We start from the raw sequence: 26,365 nt of genomic DNA on the forward strand, positions 1-26,365 counted from the left end.
TTTTTTTAAAATAGACGGCAAGCGAATGATTTTTTGATAGTCTGGCTGGTTGCCTCCGTGGAATGATTTAATAAAAGGTATGGCCGAACTGACCTCTACGACATGAGCAACAATCCCGAAGATGACTCCTCTCCAAAAGACGAGATAAGGGCAGAGGATGAGACTACTACTGGTACTGATGATAATAGTAGTACTACTACTCCTGTAGAAAGCCCCGAAGGCCAGGATTCCATTGACACTGACAATTTAGAAAAGATGATACTTTCAACAGGCATAAGGGTAGGAACGCCGGTCAAGACGAAATACATGTCGCCTTTTATCGTGCGCGCAAACCCGGAGGGCCTGTACATACTGGACATCAGCAAGACTCTGGCAAGGATTGACGTCGCAGCGAAGTTCATCGGCAGGTCGGACATTTCAAAGGTGGCAGTCACCTCTGCACGCGAGTACGGCAAGACGCCGGTGGAGAAGTTCTGCGAGCTGACAGGCGCAACCCCGATACTGGGCCGGTTCATGCCGGGCACGTTTACCAACCCGTCGCTTCCTGACTATATGGAGCCGGAAATCGTTGTCGTGACAGACCCGCAGGCCGACCAGCAGGCAGTCATCGAGGCGACAAGGGCAGGCAAGCCGGTTATCGCCGTGTCAAACAGCGACAACGTCACGTCCAAGGTCGACCTGGTCATCCCCGCAAACAACAGGGGCAGAAAGGCGCTTGCAACCGTGTACTGGCTCCTTGCAAGAGAAGTCATGAAGAAGCAGGGCAAGATCAAGTCAGACAGCGAGATGAAGGTATCAATCGACGACTTTGAGACAAAGCTGGTCGAGGAAATATCATGATTCTAAGCTAAAAGCCGTGTAGGGTTTTTTCCTACATATATCCTTGTTTTGCGTATTTTAATCAAAATTCCAAGATTCGCTACAAATAGCGAACGCCGTGGTTATGGTTCTGCTCAAGCCTCGATTCAGGAATGCAGGGGTCCCACATGTACGGGCAGACAAGGGAGACAGGCAAGCCGACCGTCGAAACAAGGTCTTCCCACGCGTCTTCAAGCGCCATACAGTTCAAGTAATTTTCATGGGCAAGCAGGTGGCTGGGACAGAGGCCAAGCACGTTCAGCCCGGACTTTTTTTCTCTGGCAGCCGCTTTGCATACAGAACGCAGTGTCGACTCCATCGAAGTTCTCATCTGGGTTTTGCCCACATCCAGCTTGGTGCAATCAAGCATGACCAGGTTTTGTTGTGATTGTTGTTGCTGCTGTTGTTGTTGCGACAGTGATGATGATGCTTCCGCCAGGCTGGCATTTGCCATCAGGGCCTTGGCGTGCTCTTGTAGTTCTTCCGGGCACACAAGGACGTTTAGCCGGTTTTTCTTGGCCCCTGCTGCGCAAAACGAGGAAAGAATCTTGGAAAAGTCATTTTCCGATCTGTACACCAGTGCCACGTGCTGGTGATTTTCAAGGCCGGACAGCACGTTTGCACCGTCGTAACGCCTTCGCACCTCATTGACCACGTGAAGGAAATTTGAGAGCTGGTCTGCGTCTCTGATTCTTGGAAAATCGTGCATCAGCCTTGCCGAAACTTTGTCCAGGATAAAAGGCGCCGCCGGCGGCAGCATCTCGTTCAGGGCCTGCGCGAATTTTACGGCGGTGGAACGTTCTAAGATATTGTCAAGCCTTACGCCGCACGAACAATCCAGCTTGTTACGGAGAACTCTCCAGACCTCCGCCCCGAGAAAATCAGTCAACGAATCTTCGATGGCATCCGCAGCCTTTCTAGTCAGCAATGGCTAACCGACTCCAAGTCATTATTATGATATAGAGGATATACTTAACCATTCGTCGAACAACCAGTCTGCCGCAGGAGTTCTTGCATCAACCATCTGGCGTTTTCACTCCACAACGTGCAGGGAATCTGAATCAGACCACCATCCAGCTGGCATTTCAACGCAGGCAGTCCAAAACACACGTGCGCGCATGTAGCGGAGCGCATTTTAACGTCTAAATACGGGAAGTCGTTTTCTATTCTCGGTCATAGAGGGGTAGCAACAACAGCATGAGAAGGTATTCGAATTATCATTATTGTCATTACAGAGCGCCATTTTCGATAACAGCTTTTTCGTTGCCACATAATAATATGGATAATAAAAATAGCAGAGAGGAAAAATGACATCTTGACCAAGCCGACAAACAGACCGCCTGCCGTTGCCGGCATGTTTTACCCTTCAAGCGAGCACGAGCTCAGGCTGACCATCGACCAGTCTTTTCGCAACACCAAGTTCGGGCCGGGAATGCCTCCGCCTGCACTGACAGAAGAGCGCAGGATATACGGCATCGTGTCCCCGCACGCCGGCTATGCGTACTCGGGCGCAGTGGCGGCAAACGGCTTTTACGCGATTTCTGCAAGCGACTTTGACAACGTCGTGATGGTCGGCCCAAACCACTATGGCATTGGCTCCGGCGTGGCGACGATGAGGAGCGGGACGTGGGAGACCCCCCTCGGCCAGGTGCAGGTAAACAGCGAATGGGCGCAAGAGATCGCAAAAAAGTCCGGGATCGTCGACTTTGACGACTTTGCGCACAGCCGCGACCACTGCCTTGAGGTGCAGCTGCCTTTTCTGCAATCGATAAAGAGCAAGTTCACTATTGTGCCGGTGATCCTGATAATGCAGGACATCGACACCGCGTTTGACGTCGGAAAGGCAATAGCCGACACGGTTGCCGAGAACCCAAAGACAAAGACGATGCTGGTTGCGTCGTCCGACCTGACGCACTATGAGCCAAACATAATGGCGCACGAAAAAGACAACGAACTGATAAAGGCGATGCTCACGCTTGACGTCACGAAATTCTACGCGGTGCTAGAGAGGATGGACGTTTCTGCGTGCGGGTATGGCGCCATCGCATCGATAATGGTTGCCGCAAAGAACCTGGGCGCCACCCGGGGCGAGCTGTTGAAATATGCGACCAGCGGAGACGTGACGGGGGACACGGACGCGGTGGTCGGCTATTCATCGGTGATATTTGTATGACTGCAACAACTGTCACGGTAGCAAAGGCAAGAGCGGCGGCTCCGGCAAAGATAATCCTGTTTGGCGAGCATTTCGTCGTGTACGGCAACCCGGCGATACTTGCATCCATCAACCGCAGGATAACCGTCACTGCGAAGAAATCCAAGGACGGCAAGGTCAAGATAAAATCGGACATCGCATCAGGCGAGTTTGACGGCTCGACGTTCCGGCTCATAGAGGGCGCAAACGCACGCGCAACGCTTGAGCCGCTGTATTACGCGGCAAAGCAGGCCCTTGACGACAGGAAGCAGCAAAACAACAACAAGTCGGGCCTTGAGATAGAGATCAAGTCGGACATTCCCTACGGCGTGGGCCTTGGCTCTTCCGCCGCGGCGCTTGTAGCCACAATTGCTGCAGTCGAGTCGCTTGCTGGCAAGGCCGACAAAAAGAAGGTCTGCGAAAGCGCTATCGAGGCCGAAAAGATAATCCACAAAAACTCGTCAGGGGCAGACTGCTTTGTCAGCACCTTTGGTGGCATGATGCACTACAGCAAGGGCGGAGGTTTCAAAAAAATCGAGGCCAAGACCAAGATCTTTTTGGTCATCGGGGACACGGGGATAAAGCACAACACGGGCGACCTTGTTTCCAGCGTGCGCAAGCTTAAAGAGGCAAACCAGATGGCGTTTTCCGGCCTTATGTCGCAGGCAAGAGACATCTGCAACCAGGCCCTTGCCGCACTCAACAACGGCAACATAGAGTACCTCGGTATGCTGATGAACGAAAACCAGCTTTTGCTGGAGCGCCTCGGGGTCTCCCACGAAAAGGCAGACGACCTGATAGACGTGGCTAGGCGCGCAGGCGCACTTGGAGCCAAGATAACGGGCGCAGGGGGCGGAGGCGCAATAATAGCGCTGGCCGCTTCAAAGGAAGACAGCGAGAGGATCGCATCGGCGATAAAGGAAGCCGGCCAGAGCGCCTTTGAGGTCGAGATAGACACCAAGGGCCTGGTTCTAGGCTAGCTGACTGCTAGGCGTTTTTCAGGGGCGCTATCAGGTGCATCGGTTTTACAAGGTCCGCAATGTCTACCCAGCAGCGGGCTATTCTGTCCATCGAGTAGGTCAAGTTTAGTACAGCGACTGTCGACTCGGAACCCTTGCTGTCCGCATTGGCCGACGCCTCTTCTTTGATCGAGTTTATTATCTCGTTGAACCTGCCATAAGTGCTGACCACTTCAACAGACTCGGCGCGGTTCTTGCCGGCAAACGCCGCCACTGCCTTTTCCTGCATCTTTTCTACAAGCTCGCCGGCCTGCACAAACCTGTCCACGAGGTCCAACTTTGTAAAATCCTGCATCGACGCGAGGTCGACTATAAAGTCGCCGGCGCTTTCAAGCAGGTTTGCCGCTATCCTGTAGTCGAGGATGTCTATGTTGCTCAGGTTGAGTTTGCCGGCAAGCTGCTGGTCCATCATGGCGCTCCTTATGAGGCGCACCAGTAGAAAATACTGCCGGTCGACCTCGTCGTCGCGCCCGCCTATCGAGCGCTTGGCGATGTTCTCCCTTTCTTTTATCGCTTCAAGCATCTCGCGGAACATGCCGGCGACAAGCGAGTTCATCCGGCGCAGGATCTTTTCAGCGTCAAGCGTGTTTGGGTCGAGCAAGAACTGCGACGAAATTGTCTGCCGGTCCTCCTCCACTATCTCAAGGCCCACCAGCTTTCTCATCGCCCGCTTGAACCGCTCGGCATCATCGTACGTTATCGAGCCTGCTGCCTTTACCCGTATCATGTCATAGCCAAGAAGGTATGCGCCATACACCTGGTTGACAAGCGAGTCCATCGAAGCCGGCGAGTACTGGATTGTCACCTCTTTGGTGCTCTCGGCTTCCTCGCTGGACGGAAATATGGAAATCGTGTTGTCCCTGTTGACCTCGACCGGGACGATGCTGCCTTTTTTCAGGTTGTTGTCCTTGACCCACTGGCTTGGAAGAGAAATCAGGATGCTGCTTCCTATCTGCTGGAGGCGCCTTGCGTATCTCACCATAAATAGTATAAACCCATTTAAACTAATTAAACATTATTTTTATATCCACTGACTTTTATAAACGAGTGTATGGCATCTACAGTGGTTACAGCGCCGGTAGCTGTAGCCAAGGCGTTCTCCCCGGGCCACGTCACAGGTTTTTTCGAGATACCCAAGCTGCCGAGTTCGGGCCCTCAGTACAGAGGATCGAGGGGCGCAGGATTTTCCATCGACAGGGGCATTTCCACGACCGTCTACGTCTTTGATGGCAAGACGGGATCAAAGGTTTTGATAAACGGCAGGACCGCCAAGCCAAAGGATGCAGAGGTGTCACAGTGGGTCATCGACAGGTATGCCAAGAGTGCGGAAAAGCCCTTCTTTGTAAGGGTAGAGCACGAGATAGACATTCCCGTAGGCTTTGGGCTTGGGTCAAGCGGCGCGGCGGCGCTGAGCCTCAGCTACGCGCTCAATGCGGCTCTTGGCTCAAAACAGAGCATGCAGCAAGCGGCGCAGCTGGCTCATGAGGCAGAAATTGCGTGCAAGACAGGCCTTGGAACCGTGATTGCCGAGTACGCGGGAGGCTTTGAGATGCGCACGGGCGCAGGCGCGCCAGGCATAGGTACGGTTGAGAAAATCTCACTTGAAGATAACTACAAGGCAGTGATACTCTGCATATCGCCGATCTCGACCAAGGCGTTTCTTGCAAACCGCATGGACATGATAAACGGCCTTGGGGGCAGGATGCTTGACAAACTGGCAGAGACAAAAAGCATAGACGACTTTATGAAGATGTCATACCAGTTTGCAGACACGCTGGGGCTTACGGAAGGCAAGTGCAGGGCGCCGGTGCGCGCACTAAGAGCGGCGGGAATTGAGTGCAGCGTCGCTTTATTTGGCGAGACCGTGTTTACCATCGTGCCAGAGGCTTGCACAAATGAAGCAGCAGACGTTTTGCAAAAATTTGAGGGCACGCTGCTTGTCTGCGACATTGACGGCAGGGGCGCAAGGGTCCTCTGAGAGACATGACAATAACAACGATACCAGCGGACCACCCGCGCGCCAAGTCGCTGCATACGAGGGAGATGCTGGTTGACGGGTTCAAGCGCAACCTGGTAGTAGCAGAGGGCCTCATTGCGCATGGCAGGGGCGAGGCCTTTGACTATTTGATTGGCGAGCGCACAAGCGCGGCTGCAAAAAAGGCAATACGCGCGGCGGCTGCAGCGCTCCTTCTCTCAAACAAAAAGGCGGTGCTTTCAGTCAACGGCAATGCTGCCGCCCTGTGCCCAAAAGAAATAGTGGAACTTTCCAAAATCACGGGCGCCGCAATCGAGGTCAACCTGTTCTACCGCACGGAAGAAAGGGAATACGCCATCAAGGCCGAGCTAGAGAAGCACGGCGCAAGAAACGTGCTTGGAGTAGGCCCGCGCGCATCTGCCAAGATACCCGAGCTTTCAAGTGAGCGCAGGCGCGTCGACCCGGACGGGATATTTTCGGCAGACACGGTTTTCGTGCCGCTTGAAGACGGCGACAGGACGGAGGCGCTTGCCAGGATGGGCAAGACCGTGATTACGGTTGATTTGAATCCGCTTTCAAGGACGGCCAAGGCCGCGCACGTGACCATGGTGGACAACCTGGTAAGGGCGATGCCGGCGCTCGTGCAAGAGGCGCAGGCGCTGAAAGGCAAGGACGCAAAGTCGCTTGAAAGAATGGTCCGCGCCTTTGACAACAAAAAGAACCTCGCCCAGTCGCTCAAAAAGATAAGGGGAGGAGCCTTGTGACGCAGGAGGCAGCGACCTCTTCAGCGCCAAAAAAGAACAAGAAGGTAAGCGTCAGCGACCTCGCCCTTTTGAAAAGTGAAGGAAAGGAAAAGATCTCTGTCCTCACTGCGTACGACTATTCCACCGCGCTCATATGCGACAGGGCCGGCGTCGACGTTTTGCTGGTAGGCGACAGCGCAGGGATGGTGGTCCTTGGGCACCCAAGCACGGTGCCTGTTAACATGCAAGAGATGCTGATGTTCTGCGGCGCAGTGTCAAGGGGCGCCAAGAGGGCAATGATAATAGGAGACATGCCTTTTGGCTCGTACCAGCCAAGCACCAGCATGGCCATTGAAAACGCCGTCCAGTTCATCAAGGGAGGCTGCGACGCAGTGAAACTGGAAGGCGGCGCGGAGATCGCTGACAAGGTAAAGGCCATCGTGGACGCCGGCGTGCCTGTGATGGGCCACATTGGGCTCAAGCCGCAGACATCGTCGCTGTGGGAGGGTTACCGCCTGCAGGGCAGGACTGCCGAGTCAGCGCAGCGGCTGGTGCAGGATGCGCAGGCGCTTGAAAAAGCAGGCGTTTTCTCGATAGTTCTGGAGATGGTTGCAAGCGAGGTTGCAGAGGTCATCACCAGAAAAGTGTCGGTGCCTACAATCGGCATAGGCTCCGGCCCGGAGTGCGACGGCCAGGTACTTGTGTTGCACGACCTGCTTGGGATATACGAAGACATCAAGCCAAAATTTGTCAAGAGGTACGCCGAGCTTGCCAAGCCGATCCTTGATGCAGTTTCAAGTTATACCCGGGACGTCAAGGCAGGCAAGTTCCCGGACGAGCAAAACACGTTTCACATGAACCCGGAAGAGCTTGAAAAGTTTCAGGGGAAGGGCAAAAAGAAATGAAACAGCGGCAACGGCGTGGCGTACACCCGTCAAAGGACATCACGGGCTCTGACGGAAACGAGCTAGCAGGCAAGAAAATAGTCCTGTGCGTAACGGGAAGCGTGGCCGCGTACCGCGCAATCGACCTTGCGCGCCTTTTGATGCGCCACGGAGCTGACGTGCACGCAGTCATGAGCGAGGCCACTGCGTCGACGCTTTTGCACCCCGAGATGATGAAGTGGGCCACGGGAAACGAGGTCGTTTCAAAACTCACGGGAAACCTGGAGCACATTGCGCTTGCAGACTATGGCATGTCAGACCTTGTGATAGTGTACCCGTGCACTGCAAACACGATCGGCAAGATGGTAGCAGGAATCGACGACACGCCGGTGACATCCGTCCTGAGCGTCGCGCTGGGCTCCAAGATCCCAATAATTGTGGCGCCGGCTATGCACGAGGCCATGTACGAAAACAGGTTCATCCAGCAGAACGTGGAAAAGCTGCATGAACACGAGGGCACACGGTTTATCGGCCCGAAAATAGAAGAGGGCAAGGCCAAGGCTGCAGAGCCGGAGCAGGTTCTTGCGTCTGCGATAGACGCGCTTGCCGGCAATGGGCCGCTTGCGGGCAGGCGCGTGCTTGTCACGGCTGGAAGCACCATCGAGTACATCGACCCCATCCGCGTCATCACCAATACCAGTTCTGGCAAGATGGGCATTGCAATAGCCAAAGAAGCAGAGAGGATGGGTGCGGAGGTGACGCTTGTCTATGGCCGTGGCACGGAAAAAGAGCCTGAGGGCAATAATCATTATCATGTTGTAAGGGTAGACACAAGCGCGCAGATGCATGATGCAGTCATTGGAGAATTAAAGAAAGAAGAAAAGTGCGACATTGCGATAATGGCAGCCGCAGTGGCTGACTATGCTCCCGCCTCTGCATCTGCAAAAAAAATAGACACAAGAAACGGCAGGCTGGACCTTTCGCTTGTAGCCACAAAGAAAATAGTCGACGATGTCAAGAAGGCAAGCAAGGGCACTTTTCTTGTCGCGTTCAAGGCAGACTATGGCGTTTCAGACGCGCTGCTTGTAGACAAGGCATACAAAAAGCTGCAAAAGTGCGGGGCGGACCTTGTCGTTGCAAACGACATTGGCCGCGACGGCTCAAAAGCAGGCTCTGACAGGAACGAAGTGTTTATCGTAGACGCAAGGAAAAAGGTCGTGCACGTGCCCCTTGGCGGCAAGTCAGAGGTGGCAAGAAAACTGCTAGAGCTTGTCTCTGAATCTATGAGCAAGGATAGCAAGACCCGCAAGTGAGCCTGCAAGGGCCAGGGTCGCAGCAGGAAATTCAGGCACTACCTGCACCGCGCCTGTGGCAAACTCGACTGATTCGGAGTTGCAGCTGGCTGTGAAATTGTTTCCCACGTCATGGTTTGACTGTATCGTAAAGCCGGCGCTCTTTCCCGGCGCAATCGTGCCCGGCTTTGAATAATCAAACACGGAATCCACAGCAGACCCTTGCGCGTCATATACTACGCAGGCTATTTTGACCTGCGTGGCGTTTCGCTCGATGCTGTTGTTGTAGACGGTTCCTGATATCACGCCATTGCCCGGCTCTGGCTCTACTACCAGCTGCAGCGCGTGCTGTTTTGCAGGCGCATTATCGTACGCGGTCACCCTGACGGAATACTCTTTGTTGCGCAGGTCGCCGTTACCGCCAAGCAGGAGGCTAAAGCCAGAGGTCATGTTGGGCATCAGCGTCCCCATCGTGGTGTAGACGCGCTCCTCTTGAAAGAGAGAGTCGCCCTGAAAAAAGTTGATGTCGACTGCCACGCGTTCAAGCGGCGCGCTGCCGGTATTCTGCACTTCGCCTATCAGGTTGGCATCGCCCTGATAGTCCACGTACGTGCCTGCAGACAGTACTGCCACGTCTCTTTCGGTGACGTACAGCCTTGTCGTGGCTTTTTCCTCGCCGTTGACGTAGAGGCGTGCGGTGTAGGCCCCTGCTTTTAGCGTGCCAATGTCTTGCTCAAGCAGATGGCTCTTTAGCACCTGCGCGCAGACTGTATCCTGCGCAGGCGGCGTGACCTTGACGTTTATCGATATCACATTTCCTGATTTTTCAAAATCCTGCATCTCTACTTTGTAGCAAGGAGTGGGCGTTGTCAGTGACACCTTTGCAGTCACGGGGCTTTTCTCCGTTGGCACCTGCGGATAAAAATATAGCCGATCTTCAAGCGACTGCGCGCTGGCAGATAGCAGCAGCGGTGGCGGTGAAACGGCAATCATTATCATCGCACCTGCGACAAGCGCCGCTACAAAAGCAGCCTTTATGGCCAATAGCGACTATAATCTGGCGCGCACGCCTTCTTTACCGTTGCGATGCCAGTCTCTACAGCACCACGAGGTCTTTTGTGAACTTGTTCAATACCTTGGGCTTTCCGTCGGTGACAAGTACGCTGTCCTCTATCCTGACTCCGAACTTGCCCTCAAGGTAGATTCCCGGCTCGACTGTCACTGCCATGTTCTTTTGCAGCACCTCCTCGTTTTTCGTGCGCACCCAGGGAGGCTCGTGCACGTCAAGGCCGATGCCGTGGCCCGTGGAGTGGATGAACTGCCTTTCATAGCCCCGCTCTTTTATCAAATCCCGGCACGCCGCATCTACCTGGCCGCACGTGGCGCCTGCTACTGCGGCATCAAGGCCGGCCTTTTGCGACTCTTGCACTATTTCGTAAACATGGACCATCTCTGCCGTCGGCTTGCCAAGAGCAAACGTACGCGTGGCGTCGGCAATGTAGCCCTGGTGGCGGAGCGTCAGGTCGACTACAATCATGTCCTTGTTCTTGAATTTTCGGTCAGTCACCTCGGCGTGCGGAAGCGCGCCGTTTGGCCCACCTGCGATTATCAGGGGATTCAGCGTGGACTTGTACGAGGGCGGGTTTGCACCCATCTTTAGCCCTTCGTAGACAAGTTTTGCTTGGAGGTCGCGCTCTGTCATGCCCGCCTTTATCTCGTCTGCGCAGATTTCGTACAGCCTGTCAAGTATGCGCGATGCTTTTGCTATCACCTTCATCTCGGCTTCGTCTTTTAACCTGCGCGTAAGAAAGAACGGCTCGGTATCAACGGTGATGTCGCCCTGCAGCTTTCTGATGTGCTCGACTGTCCCATAGTCGCTGCAGTCGGTGCACGTTTTCTTGTTTTTTATCTGCGACACGAACGTCGACAAAAGCTCGCTTCCCCTTTCCGTAGGAATCACTTCGCACTCTACCGATGCTTGCTGGGCGCGCGAGTATTCCAGCTTGGGCGCCACAAGTTTTGTGCCATCCTCGGTGCACACCGCGATTGCCTCTCCCCAGAATCCAGTAAGGTAGAACACGTTTTCAGGCTCAAATGCCGCCACTGCGCTGCAGCCAGCAGTTGCAGCGTGCTGCAAAAGGCGCGACCTGCGCTCCTTCATTGTCATATATGTATACACGCAGGATTAAGTGTCCAGTTTTATAAAACGTTGCCAAAAGAAAAAAAGGTACAAGGCCACTAGGATTTATCCAGCATAGGCTGCTCCGGTGACCCTTGAGGGCATCCCGAATTTCTCTGCAATGTTCTTGTACATGTCCAGCTCCTGAGACGACAGGGGCCTCACCTTTGTCATTGCCTCCTTGAAATGCCGCATTTTTACTTTCAGGTCCTTGGCGTGGCTTTCTGCTTCTTTTGCATCGCTGTATTTTGCTACGTGCTCCCGCAGGGCCAGCATCACGGCGGCAGACGCAACCGACGCAATGTCGGCGCCGGTGTAGCCGTTCATGTCGCCTGCCAGCTGCTCGATGTTGACGTCCTTGTCAAGCGGCTTTTTCTTTGTGTGAATTTTGAGTATCTGCAGCCTCGATTCCTTGTCAGGAGGCGGGACGTACAGCAGCCTGTCAAACCTGCCGGGCCTGAGAAGCGCAGGGTCTACGATGTCGGGCCGGTTTGTGGCGGCTATCACCACGACGTTTGTCAGTATCTCCAGCCCGTCAAGCTCTGTCAGCATCTGGCTTATCACCCTCTCAGTCACGTGCGAGTCGCCAAAATCCCCTCCCCGGGTGGGCGCTATGGCGTCTATTTCGTCAAAGAATATTATGCAGGGCGCCGCCTGCCTTGCCTTTCGGAATATCTCCCTGACGCCTTTTTCGGACTCGCCGACCCACTTGCTCAAGAGCTCCGGCCCCTTTATGCTGATAAAGTTGGCCTCGCTTTCGTTTGCCGCCGCCTTGGCAAGCAGCGTCTTGCCGGTGCCCGGAGGCCCGTACAGGAGGATGCCCTTTGGAGGAGTCGCGTCAGAGTAGGCAAACAGCCCCTGGTACTTTAGCGGCCACTCCACGGCTTCGCGAAGCTCCTGCTTTACGTCCTGCAGGCCGCCCACGTCGGCCCACTGGACGTCCGGGATTTCCACAAACACCTCCCTCATTGCAGAAGGCTCCATCTCCTTTACAACGTCCATAAAGTCCTGCATTTTTACAATAATCTTGTTCAGTATCTCGCCGGGGATGCTTTCTGCAGACACGTCGATTTCCGGAAGCACGCGCCGGAGCGCCCGCATTGCGGCTTCCTTTGCCAGCGCCTGCAGGTCGGCTCCGACAAAGCCATGCGAAATGTCGGCGAGCTTTTCTAGGTTCACGTCCTTGTCAAGGGGCATTCCTCTCGTATGGATCTGGAGAACCTCCAGCCTGCCATTCCGGTCAGGCACGCCTATCTCTATCTCCCTGTCGAACCTGCCGGGGCGCCTGAGCGCGGGGTCGATTGCGTTTATCCTGTTGGTGGCGCCGATTACGACCACCTTGCCCCTTGCAGTCAGCCCGTCCATCAGCGACAGCAGCTGCGCTACCACCCTGCGCTCAACCTCGCCGCTGACTTCTTCCCTCTTTGGCGCGATAGAGTCCAGCTCGTCTATGAATATTATTGAAGGCGCGTTCTTTTGCGCCTCCTCAAAGATGTTGCGCAGCCTCTCCTCGCTTTCGCCGTAGTACTTGCTCATTATCTCCGGTCCGCCAATCGAGTAAAAGTTGGCCTGCGTCTCGTTGGCCACCGCCTTTGCAAGCAGCGTTTTTCCCGTGCCGGGCGGGCCGTGCAGTATGACGCCCTTTGGCGCCTCGACCCCAAGCCTCCTGAAAAGCTCCGGGTGGCGCAGGGGAAGCTCTATCATCTCCCGTACTTTGGTCACTTCGCCTCGCAGGCCGCCAATGTCCTCGTACGTGATGGCCGGGATGCCAGCTTCCTTGGCTGCCGCAGCCGCCTTGGCGCTTTCCTCAGATATTGACACCTCTGTTGAAGGCTCGATTATGACGGGCCCTGAAGGATTTGTAGAGATGACCACCAGGTCGACCCGCTGGCCCATGATGCCAAGCGGTATAGTGTCCCCCTTTGTGACAAGCTGTCCCTGCAAAAACCCTGCAAGATAGTCTTCGGCGCCTAGGATGCGGAGGGGTTCCGTGGGAGCCAGAGCGACGCTCTGGGCGGGTTTTGCCTCCACTTTTCTAACGTCCACGGTATCGCCGATGCCTATACCAAGCTTGTTTCTTGCATAGCCGTCAATCCTTATCAGCTCTTTGCCGTTATCCTTCTGGTACGCAGGCCAGTTGAGGACCGTAGTCTTTCTCTTGCTGGCAGGCGATATGACTTCTACCGCGTCCCCGGTCGTTATGCCGAGCCTTGCAGCGACTTTTGGGTCTATCCTTGCTATCCTCCTTCCGACGTCCCGTGCGTCTGCTTCTGCAACCCTCAGGCTTGCTTTGTTATCAGAAGATGACACAGACTAGCTGCCACCAGCTCTCAGAACAACAATTTCACGTTTCCAGCCACGTTCTTTGTTGTTGATCACAAAGATATCATTGGCGTTTCTTTATCTAATGAGTTACGGTTTTAGGCGTCGTTTCCCCTTCTGCTTCTGTACGTCAAGCTGCTGTAATTATTATTAGATTGTTCTGTTCGCAAGGAAACATGCGAAAAGTAAAGCTGTTCATCGCTTCAAGCCTTGACTGCTACATTGCAAGAAATGATGGGAGCGTCGACTGGCTGTTCACAGACGGCGACTATGGCTATGCCAAGTTCTACGATTCAATTGACACTGTCATAATGGGAAGAAAGACATACGAGACTGCGCTGAAATTCGAGGAGCACCCGTACAAGGACAAGAAATGTTATGTGTTTACGAGAAATCCAAGCGAGAAATATCGCAACGTGGAATTTGTCTCTGATGTAGTCGGCGTTACAAAAAGCCTTGTCCGTTCTACAGAGGGCAGAGACATCTGGCTTGTTGGAGGCGCGGAGATAAACTCCGTCCTGCTTGACGCCGGCCTGATACACGAGATAATTGTGGCAGTCCACCCGACGATACTTGGCAGGGGCATACCGATGTTCAACAATGTAAAGCAAGCCAACATGAAGCTCGTCGATCTCATCAGGTACGACAACGGGCTTGTGCAGATGCACTACCAACTAATGCCTTGTTGATTTAAATATCGGCCAGCGCGCCATTCCACCGCTCATGGAATACCTCGTAATGCTTCCCGGTCCTACAAACGTGCCCAACAGGGTGATGAACGCCATGCTTGCTCCTGTGATAAACCACAGGAGTGACGATTTTCGCGTGCTGTACAAGGAGATATTTGAAAAGACCCAGAAGGTCTTCCAGACCACCGGCGACATCGTGCTCCTCACGACTTCGGGCACCGGCGCGGTCGAGACCTCGGTCGTCAACCTCATAAAAAAGGGCGACAAGGCAGTCATCCCGGTCAACGGCGAGTTTTCCACGCGCCTTGCAGACCTCATCGACAGCTGGGGCGGCCAGGCAATCAGGATAAAGGCGCCGTTTGGCGAGAACCCGCCGTACGAAGAGTTTGAAAAAGTCTTTGACCAGCACAAGGACATCAAGGCGCTGTACGCCGTGTACAACGAGACCTCGACTGGTACCACCATCCGCTACATGGACAAACTGGGCCAGCTCGCGTCACGCAAGGGCGCGTTCTTTGTCGCCGACTCGGTTTCAATCCTCGGAGGCGACGAGCTCCCGGTGGACAGGTGGAACATCGACGTCTGCGTGACTGCGTCGCAAAAGGCACTTGCAGCCCCTCCGGGCGTCTCGCCAGTGTCGGTGAGTGCAAGGGCGAAAAAATACATGCAGGAAAACCCGCCTCCCACGGCCTACCTGAACCTGAAGCGCTACTTCAAGTACCAGGAAGAGCACTTTGAGACGCCGTTCACCCCTGCGCTTCCGCTGTACTATGCGTTCCGCGAGGCGCTCAACATGATACTTGAAGAAGGCATGGACAACAGGATAAGGCGCCACAAGATTTGCGCCGACGCCTTTTACGCCGGCCTCAACGCTATGGGCTTGACGCCGTTTGCCAAGCCGGACGCAAGGAGCAACGTCGTGATTGCAGTCAACTACTTGCAGGGAATGGACGACAAGAAGTTCCGCGGCCTGCTCGGCGAGCAGTTCAAGGTACTGGTTGCAGGCGGCTTTGGCGACCTGAAAGGCAAGGTGTTCAGGGTAGGCTGTATGGGCGAAGTGCACAAGTACCACGTCATGAGGACGCTGTCGTCAATCGCGTCTGCGATGAACATGATAGGCGTCAAGGCAAACCCGGAGGCAACGTCGGTCGCGCTTGACAGGCTCAAGGCTCTTAACTAGCGCCCTTTCTTTTTACAAAGGGCCATTTCTTTGTGTGTGCGTGCGCGTTTCCAACTCCCCACAACTACAATGGTAGTTGTAGGTCCCGGTTAGTTCTTTTAGATAAGTCAAGTGCGCGTGCGTAGTGTACTGGCACAAGCTGCGCTACTTCAGGCATGGCTTGACCATAGCTATAGAAGCGGGCCTAGAGGGACTAGAGTTTAGAAAAATAAGGGTTCGGGCTCCAATGAGTTCGTAGACATGGAGTAAAAAGGGAACGCCCCGTTTTCGTGCTCGGCATTGTGCCGCTTTTTGAAGGCAAGTCTGAAAGGTGAAATAGAGGAATCTCCTATTCTTTAGTATATTGCCAGACAAAAGCCTTGCAATAGGCATTCTTGCAGTAACAATAGTAGGATTGCTATCTCTGGCTTTTTCTCTCACAAATAGCGTGCAAGTAAACGCACAGCTGATAGAACAGAATCCATCTCCGACAGCAACTCCACAAATGCTTCAAGAATGCAAAGAGATGGGCATCTCGCTAGAAAAATGCTCTGAAAATGAGATATTGAAACACCGCTGCCTTGGAGCAGTGGGCTCACCATTTGGATCATCAAGCGGTGCAGCATCACAACCAGAACTTGGCCCATTTGTTGTGGAGATATTGGCAGGCTCTGGGATAGCATTTGTAGCGTCTATTTTCGGAATAAGGAAGTTAAGGTCAGTAAAGAAGAAAAGGTTAGCAGAGGGCAAATAATAGCAGGTACATACATGCAGAATGCTAAAGTAACACCGCAGATATCGGCTCAGCATCTATGGCCCGGGACTCTATACCTGTCAAGGTGCTGTCAATAGGACTTGCAGGTTGTATACTCGGTATCTTTTGCACTGTCAGTAACATGAGTCCAGCCTACGCCTCGGACTTTGAAGTTATACGGCTGAACCACGATCCAATCGTGACTACCATTGAGAATGCGGATGAAAAAATAACAAAGTTGGAACGCGGCCAGCAGACTGTAATAGAAATAGCGGCTCATAACAACATGGCAGCATCGCAGCATTTTGTGATGGTAGTCGAGGTCAGAGATGGCAGAGGAGTTACCGAATATCTAGCGTGGCAAGAAGGGGTCGCTGAACCTGACAGCGATTTTGAAATAAAGTTCTCTTGGTCTCCTGAGCAAACATGCGAGTTCTACGAAGACTGTGCAAAACGAGAGATCAGAAGTTTTGCAATGTCATCTCTAACCGAACCAAGATCAGTATCTTCAATAGCTACCACAGGTGGCATAACAATCTCAGGAATATCGACGTAACTCCCTACTATGGATCAAAATTATGACGTGCTGTTACACGATAGCACATACAGTGTACAATATTCATTTCACAAGGGAAGTGGAAGAATCGTCAACATAGAAATTAATCATGATGCCCGAACGCTCACTCTTTCGGTAGAAACGCTGCAAGATAGCCAACTCATAATGGCTATTCCACAGCCATTGTATTACTATGCACTTATTGGCAATACGCCGGGAGCTGTTGAACTTTACGTCCATGCAGATGGAAACGACACTCCTTTCGAACAGCTGATGGACTTCAAAAAGAGCCTTGTTACGTATATTGTGAATATTGAAAAAGGAACCGAACAGGTTATGCTAGGCAGAAGATTGCCGTAGAAGCAGAGCCGACCTAATCATTACCTTTGTTATGATAGTTGCAGGTCAAAAGAACCATGATGATGTCAAACTACGGCATCTCTTCATATTGGTAGAACGTTGTTCATGCGTATTATTAGGAACAAGGTACGGGCCCAAAGGGGCTCCGTGCCACATTGGATGCGAGCATCACAGCAAAAGTGGCAGGTTGTAATCCTTGATATCGACATACTCAAACTGGGCATCACTTCGCTTCGCAAAATCATAGATCCATTTTTGCTACTGCCTCGCCATTTCTTCCATGATGAGTGCTTCCTAGGATTACGGCCACTCTTGGCATTTACTTTGCCTACTATTGTATATCAGTTTGGAATCTAGAGTGATTTACCTAACAAGTCCGCTCACGCCACCACCAAGACTCTGTCAACCTTTTCAACGATGCCTGAAAAATCCATTCCCCAAGACGACAGGAACTGAAGTGGAATCATCTGCTCGCTCCCTTCGTCGCATTCAGGATTAATTGCGCAACCTCGTTTGGATGTGATACAAGTGATGCATGGCCTGATGGAAGGGATATGGTTGTAGCATTCATCTGTTGTGCGAAGGTACGTTGTAGATCCAGAGGAATAAGATGATCATTTTCAGACACTTGAAACCACGTCGGAAGTTGCTTCCAGGCTGGAGGCCCGGATTTTTCACCAAAAATTGATTGATTAACTGGCTTTTGCACAACCGCCATTACGTCAGTCTGAGCCTTGTCAAGATCCTGCGCAAACGTGTCGTGGAAGAACGCCGGGTTAATGTACGCAAATCCGCTGCTGTCAAGGACCAACAAGTCCTTGGGAAGCTTGGTCACGTCGACGTAATCTGTGATGGACTTGCCATTATCAGGGGCAAATGCGCTAACGTAGACAAGCCCTTTAACATTAGGATTATTGTAAGCAGCATTCGTGATTACAAATCCAGCATACGAATGTCCTGCGAGAATTACCGGACCGCCGGCTAGCTCGACAGCGCGATTGACCGTGGCGACATCATCTTTCAGAGAATGTAGAGGAAGCTGCGGAGCGATAACATTGTAGCCAGCCTTCTTTAAAATAGGAATTACCTTGCTCCATGAGGACGCATCGGCCCACAACCCATGCACCAATACAATACTCATAGTCTTGTTATTGTTGGTGGTAGCCATACTCTTTGATTGGTCAGCCTGGACTAAAGTAATCGCACCCTCTTTACTGGCAAAACTGGATTGAATAGTTGGCTTGATGCCCATCAATATTATCGATAGTGTCATTGCGATGCCAATAGCGACTAATACATGACGAGCTCCATTTTTTCTTCCCGATAGAGTTGGCATACCGTTGTAGAGATAAAGTAATTTTAAAGTCTTGAGCAAAATTTACGAGTAATGTGATTATGTTGAAATACCAACTAACGAATATCAAATTATTTAGGAATTTATGATAAGAAGCATAGGTGGAAAGAGAAACTTGTGTTTTAACCCAAATAATCCACTCTTTACAACATGCTCACAGCGATAATACTGGCAGGGTTTAGCGCATAATAAGGAAGGGGCGGGGTAATTAGATAATTTTCCCACCCGGCCCGCCTAAAGATTTAGGTTTACGAAGGTACGGATTCAGAAATTGAGGGTCTTTGTCCAGTACCTCTAGAACCTCCGGCAAGTTCATTCTGGATTAGTTGAGCGGCGCGCCTTGCACTTGCAAAGGACGCGTTAGATAATAATCCCTCCTGTCCGACCCAGTCTCCCACTACGTATAGACCTTCTTCGATTTTTGGATCGACCCGCCCTGATAACCCGCCGTTTGCGGCAGTAACCAAGGTATTTGAAAGCACCATACTTGGCAAAGGTCTCTTCTTAACGAGTACTTGTCTCCAACCGGGCTGCATCAGATCAAGCAGTTCTTCAAGTTCTTTTTCGTCTTCTTTCGGATTTGGTTTGATCGAAGAACCGAGGTACTTTGCCACATGGATCAGTGCTCCGTTAGGAGGAGCAAGCTCTGCATATGGAGAGTGGACCGAAAAGTATAGGGGTGAATCGATTCCAAGGGCAAACAGCGCATCCTTTTGTGGAAGATTGCTAAGCGCAACGTCCAGGCATGCCAGGCGTACAGGCCTGGCCTCCTTTACTGCTTTTGACAATGCCTCAATCTTCTCGCCTTCATGAAATAGGGCTTGCGCCTCATTTGGACCTGCTGCTATTACAAGTATCTCTGCGGATATCTGGCTCTGGTCAGATAACGTAACTAGCCAACCCGAACTGTTTCTTTGTACTTTGGTTGCCTTCTTTCCCATAACAATTCTTGCTTTGGCATTTTTAGCAGCCGCGACAAGCCCATCAACTAGAGTCTGCCAGCCTCTATCGACATACATGACCCCTCCCAAGTTGTATAGGTGGACTTGGTGCAACGCAGAACCCGCGCTCTGGATGTCCGGATCATTACCGTAGGTAGTCAGGCTGATAAGAGCCTTCAATAAGGCGATCGCGTCCGCATCATGAAAATTCCTCTCAATCCATTCCGTCACGCTGATATTCTCTAATTCTGTGAAGTCAGTTTTGTTTAATAAATCGGAGAACTTGGCAAAGACATCTTCCGAGTTAAAGTCGCTCACTGGAGTCAGAGAGGGAGAACTGCTATTGGTTAGCACGCGATACTTTTTGGCATCTCTTATCCCAAGGCCCGTAGCTGGAGGTTCTCCACCAGTATATGAGACCCCTAACTCTTGCAGGACCTTTGCTCCTACATCTGCGAGGAAAAGCGCATGCGGTCCCTGATTGAAATAATATCCATTATCGATTGACGTTCTTGCACGGCCTCCTATTTCGCGCGACGATTGTTCAAACAGTGTTACAGCTTTTCCGGCGCGAGCGAGCAACGCAGCCGTTGTTAGACCTGCAAGCCCTCCGCCGATGACAATGACATCCGGACTGTCATCTTTTTCCATCATTGTCGCTCATGTACTTTAGCATAAAAGATATGCCTTTCTCGCACTCTTTATCTTATACAATTGCATAACGTCGTTCATGAAACAACATTCAGACAAAAGAACTGAAAATGATGCATTTGTAAGTTGATGGGCGATAGCTCTAAGTCTCCTAAATCGTATTCTATCAACTCGTGCTCTTGTCCCTTGCCAGGTGGTTTTGAACTTGCCGCCGACGCGCAGGTCGTTTTCAGCAGCCGGCGCTTCTCAGTCATCCGAAGCAAAAGCCCAGCCTGTAATGTGTTCCGGCTTGTTCCAGCACTCCCACACTTTTTCCATGGAAGCATTTACCACAGTTTGTACGGCAATAGTGTTTTTCATTATTACCTGCACTAAGGCAAATGACATAAAAAAAAGAATTATGCCCCAAGGGGGGAGCAGTTTATCCTTCTTCCTTGAGCCGCTTTCGGCGGGCAAGTTCTGCCTCGCTTGGAGTCTCAAGCCCAAACGACCCTGTCTTGACCTCGCCTGCACGCCCATACGAGGCGATGATAACTCCACTTGGCGAAATCTCGCTTTCAACAAGTTTGAATCCAGCTGGAATCGTGCCATCTGCAAACAATCGCTTGCCAATGCCGAGAGTGACAGGGAATATCTTTAGCCGGAGTTCATCAACCAAGTCGTGCTTTAAAAGCGTCTGGATAAGATTGCCGCTGCCATGAACCTGTATTTCTGGCCCCTCCTGCTCCTTTAGTTTCTTGATCTCCTTCCAGACATCGCCTTGAATAAGTTCGGAATTGTTCCAGTCGAGCTTTGTAATCGTCTTTGATGCTACGTATTTCTTGGCATTATTGATTCTGGCAGCAAATGGATCTTCACTACTGTTCACGTACGGCCAGTGCGCCGCAAATATCTCGTACGTTTTTCTGCCAAGCAACAATTCAAAGGGCTTGCTCATCTGCTTGACCATAACTTTGAGGAGATAGTCATCAATGTATCCGACAACCCAGCCTTCGTGCTTGAACCCGCCTGTAGGATCTTCCCCAGGGCCGCCAGGAGCCTGCATAACGCCGTCGAGGGATATAAAAGACAGGACAACCAGTTTTCTCATTTTTTATTTCCTCCTGTAAGTTGAGCTTGGCAAAAAGTCTCTCGTCTTCAATTCTTTAACCGACAGGCTGTCGAACATTTGCGTCCCACTTTGTCCGTTTTTGTTCATGTCTGACCTATGGCAAGTGACATAAAAAAGACATTACTCCCCAAGGGGAGAAAATTCGTCAGACGTTGCCAAACAGAAATGCTCGTGCATTTTCCCGGCCGTCACAACAAAAAAGGGAAAACACACGCATCTTGACGGCATGACCCACATTATTCACAAATAGAATGTAATAGAGCAAAATATACTGAATTTTTATACTGGGCAAAATTACCTTTTCGGGTGCTTGAGAGGCAAGATGCTGCGCGAGCACCAGTCGCGCTGACTCTGGCAACTCTGTTTTTCTCGTACCCGCGGCGCAAGGCCGGGCATTGCTTGGCATTGGCAGTGTGCACTCCCCCGTTTCTTGGGAGGCTCAGGTTGTTCCCTGCCAAGAATGCCTTTACGTTCGAGTGGGTAAATTTAGAAAGCTGATTCTCAGAAACTAGGCATTAATAATCCCAAATACTAGCAAATAATGGTTTTGCGCAGTTGCAATGTACACTGATTAGCAAGTAAGCAAATCTTAAACACGATGCTGTTTTTGTAACACGCTATCAGACATGAATTAGCAATCATGTCTGAGCCAACAGGTTTATGGCAACCTGTGACTTCATGTGTGCGAGCCAGCATATGATGTCAAACAACCTTGTGACGACCGAAAGTCAGCCACAACTGTTTGTATGCTGGCCCGCGCAATATTAGACAAAAGCAATCGGTAATAATGTACTGCCCACAATTATTCAAGCCTGCGGCAAAATAAATTACCGTGCCTAGATGCAAAAAATAGGCGCCGATGCCTGTCAAAGCCAGAGGGTCTGGTCGAACCGCCGATTTTGCAGCAAGCCTTTTGTCCAACTTATTGAAGAGACCATTCTATCAAAACGTTCAAGATAAATTCCTCGTTGGACGTTATCATATTGATGATGATAACGTAATGGTGATAGTGGAGATAACATTGCATGGATTCAAAGAATCTGGCAACGCTTACACCTTCAGATATTGATGCATTGTTAGAACTAGTAACTCAAGAGGAACGGTACGTCATGTTATTGATACTCAAAAACCCAAAAGAGAGTAAAAAAAGAGAATGGCGGGTGAAGCGTTTGAAGTATCTAGATGATCTTTCCCAGAAGTTAGAGTATCTGAAAAAGCAGGCTTTATGACGTCTTCAAGAATATCCCCAAGCCGCGATTCTTAGTTTAAGGCCGATCTCCAACAAACATTGTGCGCATAAATGCCTATGAAGGTTAGCGTGAGCTTGATACCCCTGTGATCTCTCCCTGATTGCTCACATGGTAAAGATAGATGATGGGACATGGTGAGAAAATTATTTGGCTCTTTGGGCTTCTGGTTTCTTTTGGCGGCCAGACCTTTCTGAAGCCTTTATCGATATGCTCCTTTCTCCTTTACGAATCTTTTGGACTACACTCCAAGAGGAGGCTAGTTGGCCAGATGCCGTTAGAATTAGACAGGAATTGGAGTCTGTACATATATGTAGATGGGGTGTGTGTTATGGAGACGGTACTTCGCTATCAATTCTTGAACGCACTGCCCATCTTGTACGGCTTTACTCCAGAGACTTTATACGGCCGTTGCCACTTTTATTGCAAAGTCGTGCATATACCTTGCCGCAGAGAATCTGGGCTCACCTAATCACATTACTAATTACTACTTTTATGGCAAAAAATTGAAGGGATTAGGTGGGGATTCTTACCACCTATTTTCATATACATGTCAGGTATTGCGACTTTTACTCTCCACGTTCGTCGGTACAATCCCTATCGTGACCGGGGCAGAAGTCGCCGCCGTCACAACCGTTGTCGCGGCCTGGACAGAATGCGTCTCCGCCGCCATCGCCGCCGTCACATTCGTTGTCGCGGCCTGGACAGAATGCGTCTCCGCCGTCTCCACCATCTCCACCGTGGCCGCCGTTGCCACCATGTGAGTGGCTGCTTCGTGCGAAGGCTAGGTCAGGGCTCACTACCGCCGCCGTTATCATTGCTGCAAGAGCCAAGAGCACGACTCCCGTCAGCACAATTTTCGTCGTCTGGTTGCTTGACATCAGATATGAAAATAGCTTATTATTCACTTAAGTGCATTGCAAATTCATTACATGTATTACTTCTAATAACACAAGCCTTTGCAAGATTTATCTATGATTTGAATATTATATACTAGTTATAACAAGACAATATGTCGGCCAGCTAAAAGAATTAACCCTTTTGACTTTATCAACGAACAGTCTACTACAATATTATGCTTTGAAGTATATCTCTGGTAAATGTGGCGCAGACTAGGCAACGCCAAGCTGCTTGGGTTTGTAATCTATCAACGCTCACAAGCAGTAGAACGACCAAATGTGTAGCGAGTATACCTAAAGGATTTACTTGATTGTTTGGTTTTTTACAGATATCTGTCAAATCCTCAAGCTTGATTACTCTGTTACTAGCTTTTGCAATTCCACTATCTTTTTTGCTGTATGCTGGATATGCGGCGTGCAGGGTAAAACTGTCTTATAGTCAAAATTAAGTGTGTACAGGCTTGCAAGATATGTCTAGAGAGACTTCCTTGAGAATATTAATGTGATGTAATATTGATAAAGTCATCGAGGATCTGATGGCTCACATCAGAATCGCTTGTGCATATTAGAGATGTGCATTTAGTAATCTTATTGTAATTATTATATGATAATTGAATTACAGGTAAGGATATTCAAGATTTACCTTATCAGATATCATATACTTAATCGATTTGCAAACCACTTAAATAAATCTCGTGCTATCAGGTATGTGATGTCAAGCAACCAGACGACGAAAATTGTGCTGACGGGAGTCGTGCTCTTGGCTCTTGCAGCAATGATAACGGCGGCGGTAGTGAGCCCTGACCTAGCCTTCGCAAAGAAAAAACACAAGCATCATCATGGCGGCGACGTGAACATTGGCGGAGACGGCGGCGATGGCGGAGATGGCGGAGACGGTGGAAACGCCTTCTGCCCTGGTAAAGACAACGAATGTACCGGTGGCGATGGCGGAGATGGCGGAGATGGCGGAGATGGCGGAGACGCTGGTTAATCAGTCGCGACAAAATACATAACAACAGGGTGGTAATTTACCACCTAATTTTTTCTATTTTCTAGTAAAGAAGTTGTAAATAGATCTCTTTTTACCTCAAAAAATAAATAATTTTAGAATAACTTAAATAAATCCTTCAATATAGATACATGTTGAAAAAACATTCAAAGGAAAAAATTCTGTGGCTCGGTCTGATGGCTATTATCACACTTGCCATTATGTACACTGGCTCCAGTGTAGCTAATGGAGCTGGCGGCAATGGCGGAAATTGTGAACCGGGGGAACCCGGACAACCAGGTGAACCCGGAGAACCAGGGGAAGGTGGCGGGGAACCCGGACAACCAGGTGAACCCGGAGAACCAGGAGAGGCTGGAAATTGCGTTGAATAAAGCAACAATTAACGCCTTCATTTTATCTGCAGCTTGTGGCTAATACTGAACCTTATTTTGGATGATTGACTAGATGGCGAAAAATTATTCTTGCAATAAGGAAAAACGAAACACCCAAAAATGAGAGGATATGAGACTCTTGAAATACCTGTCGTCTTTGCATCCTTCCTTATTCCTTCTATTCTTATCTCTCGGCTATAGGTGTGAAATGCTGTAAGATGAACGAGGATGAAAAAGCAAAAATGTCTTCAGCCTTTCCAAGGAAGTACATTATTGCTCTCGTCATCTTTGCAGTAATTGCTTTTGCTGTCGTTGTCACTATCAGGTATACAACCAACACTTTCAATCCTTTTTTTGTAGTTGCAAGTGACAGCATGGTTCCAACACTTCAAGTCGGCGACCTGATTCTTATGAAACGTGTTAGCGATGGTGATGCAGATTCATCGTTCAATGATATCAAGGTGGGCGACATTATCCTTTTCAAAAATCCTCACGAAGTTGATGACGAAACAGGACAGCCAATAACTATAGTCCACAGAGTGGTAGAAATAAACGACACTGCGGACAACAGAATCATAAAGACAAAAGGCGACAACAATCCTGAATCCATTGCAGATCTAGACTATCCAATCTACAAAAGTTACTACATTGGAAAGGTTATGTACGTTATCCCTGCAATCGGAACATTAGAGATTTCTCCTTACAGGAATTATGTTTTTGTGGGCATAAGCGTCACTATGATAGCGACATTAATTTTTATATTTAGACGGGGCAAGAGTTGAGTGTTGGAGCTATGGGCGACCCAGTTATTTTGGTTCATCGTTTCCCCTTTTTCCACTCAATGTTGCGCCGCTTTTCTGGGTATGCACAGTGTGCTTCGTTCGACTTGTAATCACAGAATGCAAAAGGCAGAAGCGTATGAAGTGAATCTCCCTCTTTACGCGTAAACTTGTGTCGCTTTGGTATTTATTACTACAATAGTAATGCAGATGGTGACTCTTTTTACATCGTCAAGCCAATCAGCGAACCTATTTTGCTGTAGGAAGTTCTACGGTCCCTGGCCAAATCGGCGAGAATATTGAGATCAGTCTTGTCAAGCACCAGTCTCTCTCCATACGATCTCTTCCTTTATTACGTCAGGATTGTCATCGAGTAAGCTGTCCGATTCTAGGAGTATCGCTACCACCGGAGATAAATCCAGTGTTGTCGGAGGAATGCCATGCAAAAACAACATGAATCTTCTGCAAAAAACGCGAAGGAGATCGTAATGGAGTACTTGCAGGCATTAACAGAACGCCGGGACTTTGAATCTGCCAGAAGCTACCTGAAGGACAACGTATCGTACGTGTCGCCTCTTAATTCATTTGATAATGCTGAAGCATACCTAAAGTATAATGAAAGCTTGCACCTGCCGAAACCAGATATCAAAAAGATTTTCACCGATGGCGACGATGTCTGCCTTCTCTATGAAATGACTCTTACCACGCAGCCTGCACCGCTCTTTGTATCTTTTTGGGCCCACGTCGATAGTGGGAAAATAAGTTCGATAAATGTTAATTTCGATCCGCGACCTTTCATTCGGCCGGGAAGATAGTTTCCGAATTCCGGGTGAAGGAGGGCCCATCGGGATTTGAGCCGCCTTGTGTGTGCATTTTAGAATAAAATGGGCCCGCACCCACATATAGGGTCTGGGCCCTCCACGGGCCCAAAGGGACTTGAACCCTTCGGCCTGCAAAATTACTTCTTTAAACTTCGCACTCGCAAAAGATTGCCGCAATTGCAAAACAAGAAACTGAAAACA

The 26,365-nt window shown here is 50.4% G+C and carries 27 protein-coding genes; 17 read left to right on the forward strand and 10 right to left on the reverse strand.

Annotation, left to right across the window (positions count from 1 at the left end):
* The first annotated feature begins 255 nt into the window (after window positions 1-255).
* Window positions 256-840, forward strand: coding sequence for a 30S ribosomal protein S2 (rpsB, locus tag NTE_RS11665; RefSeq protein ID WP_193354106.1), 585 nt, complete (start codon window positions 256-258; stop codon window positions 838-840).
* Window positions 841-919: 79 nt separating this feature from the next.
* On the opposite strand, the gene NTE_RS11670 is transcribed toward rpsB, so the two are convergent.
* On the reverse strand, window positions 920-1,786 hold the full coding sequence (locus NTE_RS11670) for an MEDS domain-containing protein (protein ID WP_148701173.1): 867 nt from the start codon (window positions 1,784-1,786) through the stop codon (window positions 920-922).
* Between the two features lie 387 nt (window positions 1,787-2,173).
* Between NTE_RS11670 and NTE_RS11675 the strand changes: the two genes are divergently transcribed.
* Window positions 2,174-3,031: an MEMO1 family protein gene (locus tag NTE_RS11675; protein ID WP_226986984.1), complete on the forward strand. Its 858-nt coding sequence runs from the start codon at window positions 2,174-2,176 to the stop codon at window positions 3,029-3,031.
* Window positions 3,028-4,029: a mevalonate kinase gene (gene mvk, locus NTE_RS11680; protein ID WP_148701174.1), complete on the forward strand. Its 1,002-nt coding sequence runs from the start codon at window positions 3,028-3,030 to the stop codon at window positions 4,027-4,029. Before NTE_RS11675 ends, mvk begins: the two co-directional genes overlap by 4 nt.
* A gap of 7 nt (window positions 4,030-4,036) precedes the next feature.
* Here mvk and NTE_RS11685 read toward each other — a convergent pair whose 3' ends face one another.
* The gene (locus NTE_RS11685) at window positions 4,037-5,050 is read right to left on the reverse strand and encodes a phosphate signaling complex PhoU family protein (RefSeq protein WP_148701175.1); all 1,014 of its coding nucleotides are present in this window, start codon (window positions 5,048-5,050) and stop codon (window positions 4,037-4,039) included.
* A 69-nt stretch (window positions 5,051-5,119) separates the two neighbouring features.
* On the opposite strand from NTE_RS11685, the gene NTE_RS11690 reads away from it, so the two are divergent.
* Genes NTE_RS11690 through coaBC form a run of 4 tightly spaced genes read left to right on the forward strand, consistent with a single transcriptional unit; the run spans window position 5,120 to window position 8,983 of the window.
* On the forward strand, window positions 5,120-6,046 hold the full coding sequence (locus NTE_RS11690) for a pantoate kinase (RefSeq protein WP_148701176.1): 927 nt from the start codon (window positions 5,120-5,122) through the stop codon (window positions 6,044-6,046).
* A gap of 5 nt (window positions 6,047-6,051) precedes the next feature.
* Window positions 6,052-6,807, forward strand: coding sequence for a 4-phosphopantoate--beta-alanine ligase (locus tag NTE_RS11695; protein ID WP_148701177.1), 756 nt, complete (start codon window positions 6,052-6,054; stop codon window positions 6,805-6,807).
* The gene (gene panB / locus NTE_RS11700) at window positions 6,804-7,691 is read left to right on the forward strand and encodes a 3-methyl-2-oxobutanoate hydroxymethyltransferase (protein WP_148701178.1); all 888 of its coding nucleotides are present in this window, start codon (window positions 6,804-6,806) and stop codon (window positions 7,689-7,691) included. Before NTE_RS11695 ends, panB begins: the two co-directional genes overlap by 4 nt.
* On the forward strand, window positions 7,688-8,983 hold the full coding sequence (gene coaBC, locus NTE_RS11705; RefSeq protein ID WP_148701179.1) for a bifunctional phosphopantothenoylcysteine decarboxylase/phosphopantothenate--cysteine ligase CoaBC: 1,296 nt from the start codon (window positions 7,688-7,690) through the stop codon (window positions 8,981-8,983). Before panB ends, coaBC begins: the two co-directional genes overlap by 4 nt.
* Here the strand turns inward: coaBC and NTE_RS11710 are convergent.
* From NTE_RS11710 to NTE_RS11720, 3 genes are all read right to left on the reverse strand, one after another.
* Window positions 8,933-10,006, reverse strand: coding sequence for an FxLYD domain-containing protein (locus tag NTE_RS11710; RefSeq protein WP_148701180.1), 1,074 nt, complete (start codon window positions 10,004-10,006; stop codon window positions 8,933-8,935). The genes coaBC and NTE_RS11710 overlap by 51 nt on opposite strands.
* A gap of 52 nt (window positions 10,007-10,058) precedes the next feature.
* Window positions 10,059-11,129, reverse strand: a complete 1,071-nt coding sequence (locus tag NTE_RS11715; RefSeq protein WP_226986985.1) for a M24 family metallopeptidase — start codon at window positions 11,127-11,129, stop codon at window positions 10,059-10,061.
* A 78-nt stretch (window positions 11,130-11,207) separates the two neighbouring features.
* On the reverse strand, window positions 11,208-13,451 hold the full coding sequence (locus NTE_RS11720; RefSeq protein ID WP_148701181.1) for a CDC48 family AAA ATPase: 2,244 nt from the start codon (window positions 13,449-13,451) through the stop codon (window positions 11,208-11,210).
* A gap of 188 nt (window positions 13,452-13,639) precedes the next feature.
* Between NTE_RS11720 and NTE_RS11725 the strand changes: the two genes are divergently transcribed.
* The 5 genes from NTE_RS11725 (at window position 13,640) to NTE_RS11745 (ending at window position 16,981) form a co-directional block, all read left to right on the forward strand.
* Window positions 13,640-14,152 carry a dihydrofolate reductase family protein gene (locus tag NTE_RS11725; RefSeq protein WP_148701182.1) on the forward strand — a complete coding sequence of 171 codons (513 nt, stop codon included), beginning with the start codon at window positions 13,640-13,642 and terminating at the stop codon, window positions 14,150-14,152.
* 34 nt (window positions 14,153-14,186) lie between these two features.
* Entirely contained in the window at window positions 14,187-15,332 is a 1,146-nt protein-coding gene (locus NTE_RS11730) for a pyridoxal-phosphate-dependent aminotransferase family protein (RefSeq protein WP_148701183.1), read from the forward strand.
* Between the two features lie 343 nt (window positions 15,333-15,675).
* Window positions 15,676-16,065, forward strand: a complete 390-nt coding sequence (locus NTE_RS11735) for a hypothetical protein (RefSeq protein WP_148701184.1) — start codon at window positions 15,676-15,678, stop codon at window positions 16,063-16,065.
* Window positions 16,066-16,207: 142 nt separating this feature from the next.
* The gene (locus NTE_RS11740) at window positions 16,208-16,621 is read left to right on the forward strand and encodes a hypothetical protein (protein ID WP_148701185.1); all 414 of its coding nucleotides are present in this window, start codon (window positions 16,208-16,210) and stop codon (window positions 16,619-16,621) included.
* A gap of 165 nt (window positions 16,622-16,786) precedes the next feature.
* Complete coding sequence (locus NTE_RS11745; RefSeq protein WP_148701186.1) at window positions 16,787-16,981, forward strand: hypothetical protein; 195 nt, start codon at window positions 16,787-16,789, stop codon at window positions 16,979-16,981.
* Window positions 16,982-17,444: 463 nt separating this feature from the next.
* Here NTE_RS11745 and NTE_RS11755 read toward each other — a convergent pair whose 3' ends face one another.
* From NTE_RS11755 to NTE_RS11770, 4 genes are all read right to left on the reverse strand, one after another.
* Entirely contained in the window at window positions 17,445-18,356 is a 912-nt protein-coding gene (locus tag NTE_RS11755) for an alpha/beta fold hydrolase (RefSeq protein WP_148701187.1), read from the reverse strand.
* A gap of 227 nt (window positions 18,357-18,583) precedes the next feature.
* Window positions 18,584-19,930 carry a phytoene desaturase family protein gene (locus tag NTE_RS11760; protein ID WP_148701188.1) on the reverse strand — a complete coding sequence of 449 codons (1,347 nt, stop codon included), beginning with the start codon at window positions 19,928-19,930 and terminating at the stop codon, window positions 18,584-18,586.
* A 243-nt stretch (window positions 19,931-20,173) separates the two neighbouring features.
* Complete coding sequence (locus NTE_RS16910; protein ID WP_148701189.1) at window positions 20,174-20,383, reverse strand: SRPBCC family protein; 210 nt, start codon at window positions 20,381-20,383, stop codon at window positions 20,174-20,176.
* Window positions 20,349-21,017 (reverse strand): dihydrofolate reductase family protein, encoded by a 669-nt coding sequence (locus NTE_RS11770; RefSeq protein ID WP_148701190.1) that lies wholly within the window; start codon window positions 21,015-21,017, stop codon window positions 20,349-20,351. The genes NTE_RS16910 and NTE_RS11770 overlap by 35 nt, the downstream gene beginning before the upstream one ends.
* Before the next feature lie 1,046 nt (window positions 21,018-22,063).
* On the opposite strand from NTE_RS11770, the gene NTE_RS11775 reads away from it, so the two are divergent.
* From NTE_RS11775 to NTE_RS11790, 4 genes are all read left to right on the forward strand, one after another.
* On the forward strand, window positions 22,064-22,267 hold the full coding sequence (locus NTE_RS11775; RefSeq protein WP_148701191.1) for a hypothetical protein: 204 nt from the start codon (window positions 22,064-22,066) through the stop codon (window positions 22,265-22,267).
* Window positions 22,268-23,896: 1,629 nt separating this feature from the next.
* Window positions 23,897-24,175, forward strand: a complete 279-nt coding sequence (locus tag NTE_RS11780) for a hypothetical protein (RefSeq protein ID WP_148701192.1) — start codon at window positions 23,897-23,899, stop codon at window positions 24,173-24,175.
* Window positions 24,176-24,418: 243 nt separating this feature from the next.
* On the forward strand, window positions 24,419-24,607 hold the full coding sequence (locus tag NTE_RS16710) for a hypothetical protein (protein ID WP_158385515.1): 189 nt from the start codon (window positions 24,419-24,421) through the stop codon (window positions 24,605-24,607).
* 175 nt (window positions 24,608-24,782) lie between these two features.
* Window positions 24,783-25,346, forward strand: coding sequence for a signal peptidase I (locus NTE_RS11790; protein ID WP_148701194.1), 564 nt, complete (start codon window positions 24,783-24,785; stop codon window positions 25,344-25,346).
* Window positions 25,347-25,566: 220 nt separating this feature from the next.
* Here the strand turns inward: NTE_RS11790 and NTE_RS17635 are convergent, their stop codons facing one another.
* A complete protein-coding gene (locus tag NTE_RS17635; protein WP_158385517.1) occupies window positions 25,567-25,665 on the reverse strand; it encodes an AsnC family transcriptional regulator in 99 nt (32 codons plus the stop codon).
* A gap of 118 nt (window positions 25,666-25,783) precedes the next feature.
* Between NTE_RS17635 and NTE_RS11800 the strand changes: the two genes are divergently transcribed.
* Window positions 25,784-26,158 carry a nuclear transport factor 2 family protein gene (locus NTE_RS11800; protein WP_148701195.1) on the forward strand — a complete coding sequence of 125 codons (375 nt, stop codon included), beginning with the start codon at window positions 25,784-25,786 and terminating at the stop codon, window positions 26,156-26,158.
* Window positions 26,159-26,365 lie beyond the last annotated feature (207 nt).

The organism is Candidatus Nitrososphaera evergladensis SR1, from assembly GCF_000730285.1.
Lineage (GTDB): Archaea > Thermoproteota > Nitrososphaeria > Nitrososphaerales > Nitrososphaeraceae > Nitrososphaera > Nitrososphaera evergladensis.

Bases quoted from the DNA above. Each gene is read 5' to 3' on its own strand.
- mvk (WP_148701174.1), top strand. From the start codon at position 3,028: ATGACTGCAACAACTGTCACGGTAGCAAAGGCAAGAGCGGCGGCTCCG.
- NTE_RS11725 (WP_148701182.1), top strand. From the start codon at position 13,640: ATGCGAAAAGTAAAGCTGTTCATCGCTTCAAGCCTTGACTGCTACATT.
- NTE_RS11780 (WP_148701192.1), top strand. From the start codon at position 23,897: ATGTCAAGCAACCAGACGACGAAAATTGTGCTGACGGGAGTCGTGCTC.
- NTE_RS11745 (WP_148701186.1), top strand. From the start codon at position 16,787: ATGGCTATTCCACAGCCATTGTATTACTATGCACTTATTGGCAATACG.
- NTE_RS11760 (WP_148701188.1), bottom strand. From the start codon at position 19,930: ATGATGGAAAAAGATGACAGTCCGGATGTCATTGTCATCGGCGGAGGG.
- NTE_RS11800 (WP_148701195.1), top strand. From the start codon at position 25,784: ATGCAAAAACAACATGAATCTTCTGCAAAAAACGCGAAGGAGATCGTA.
- NTE_RS11690 (WP_148701176.1), top strand. From the start codon at position 5,120: ATGGCATCTACAGTGGTTACAGCGCCGGTAGCTGTAGCCAAGGCGTTC.
- NTE_RS11770 (WP_148701190.1), bottom strand. From the start codon at position 21,017: ATGAGAAAACTGGTTGTCCTGTCTTTTATATCCCTCGACGGCGTTATG.
- rpsB (WP_193354106.1), top strand. From the start codon at position 256: ATGATACTTTCAACAGGCATAAGGGTAGGAACGCCGGTCAAGACGAAA.
- NTE_RS11775 (WP_148701191.1), top strand. From the start codon at position 22,064: ATGGATTCAAAGAATCTGGCAACGCTTACACCTTCAGATATTGATGCA.
- NTE_RS16710 (WP_158385515.1), top strand. From the start codon at position 24,419: ATGGAGCTGGCGGCAATGGCGGAAATTGTGAACCGGGGGAACCCGGAC.
- NTE_RS11740 (WP_148701185.1), top strand. From the start codon at position 16,208: ATGAGTCCAGCCTACGCCTCGGACTTTGAAGTTATACGGCTGAACCAC.
- NTE_RS11790 (WP_148701194.1), top strand. From the start codon at position 24,783: ATGAACGAGGATGAAAAAGCAAAAATGTCTTCAGCCTTTCCAAGGAAG.
- NTE_RS11715 (WP_226986985.1), bottom strand. From the start codon at position 11,129: ATGACAATGAAGGAGCGCAGGTCGCGCCTTTTGCAGCACGCTGCAACT.
- coaBC (WP_148701179.1), top strand. From the start codon at position 7,688: ATGAAACAGCGGCAACGGCGTGGCGTACACCCGTCAAAGGACATCACG.
- NTE_RS11730 (WP_148701183.1), top strand. From the start codon at position 14,187: ATGGAATACCTCGTAATGCTTCCCGGTCCTACAAACGTGCCCAACAGG.
- NTE_RS11685 (WP_148701175.1), bottom strand. From the start codon at position 5,050: ATGGTGAGATACGCAAGGCGCCTCCAGCAGATAGGAAGCAGCATCCTG.
- NTE_RS11695 (WP_148701177.1), top strand. From the start codon at position 6,052: ATGACAATAACAACGATACCAGCGGACCACCCGCGCGCCAAGTCGCTG.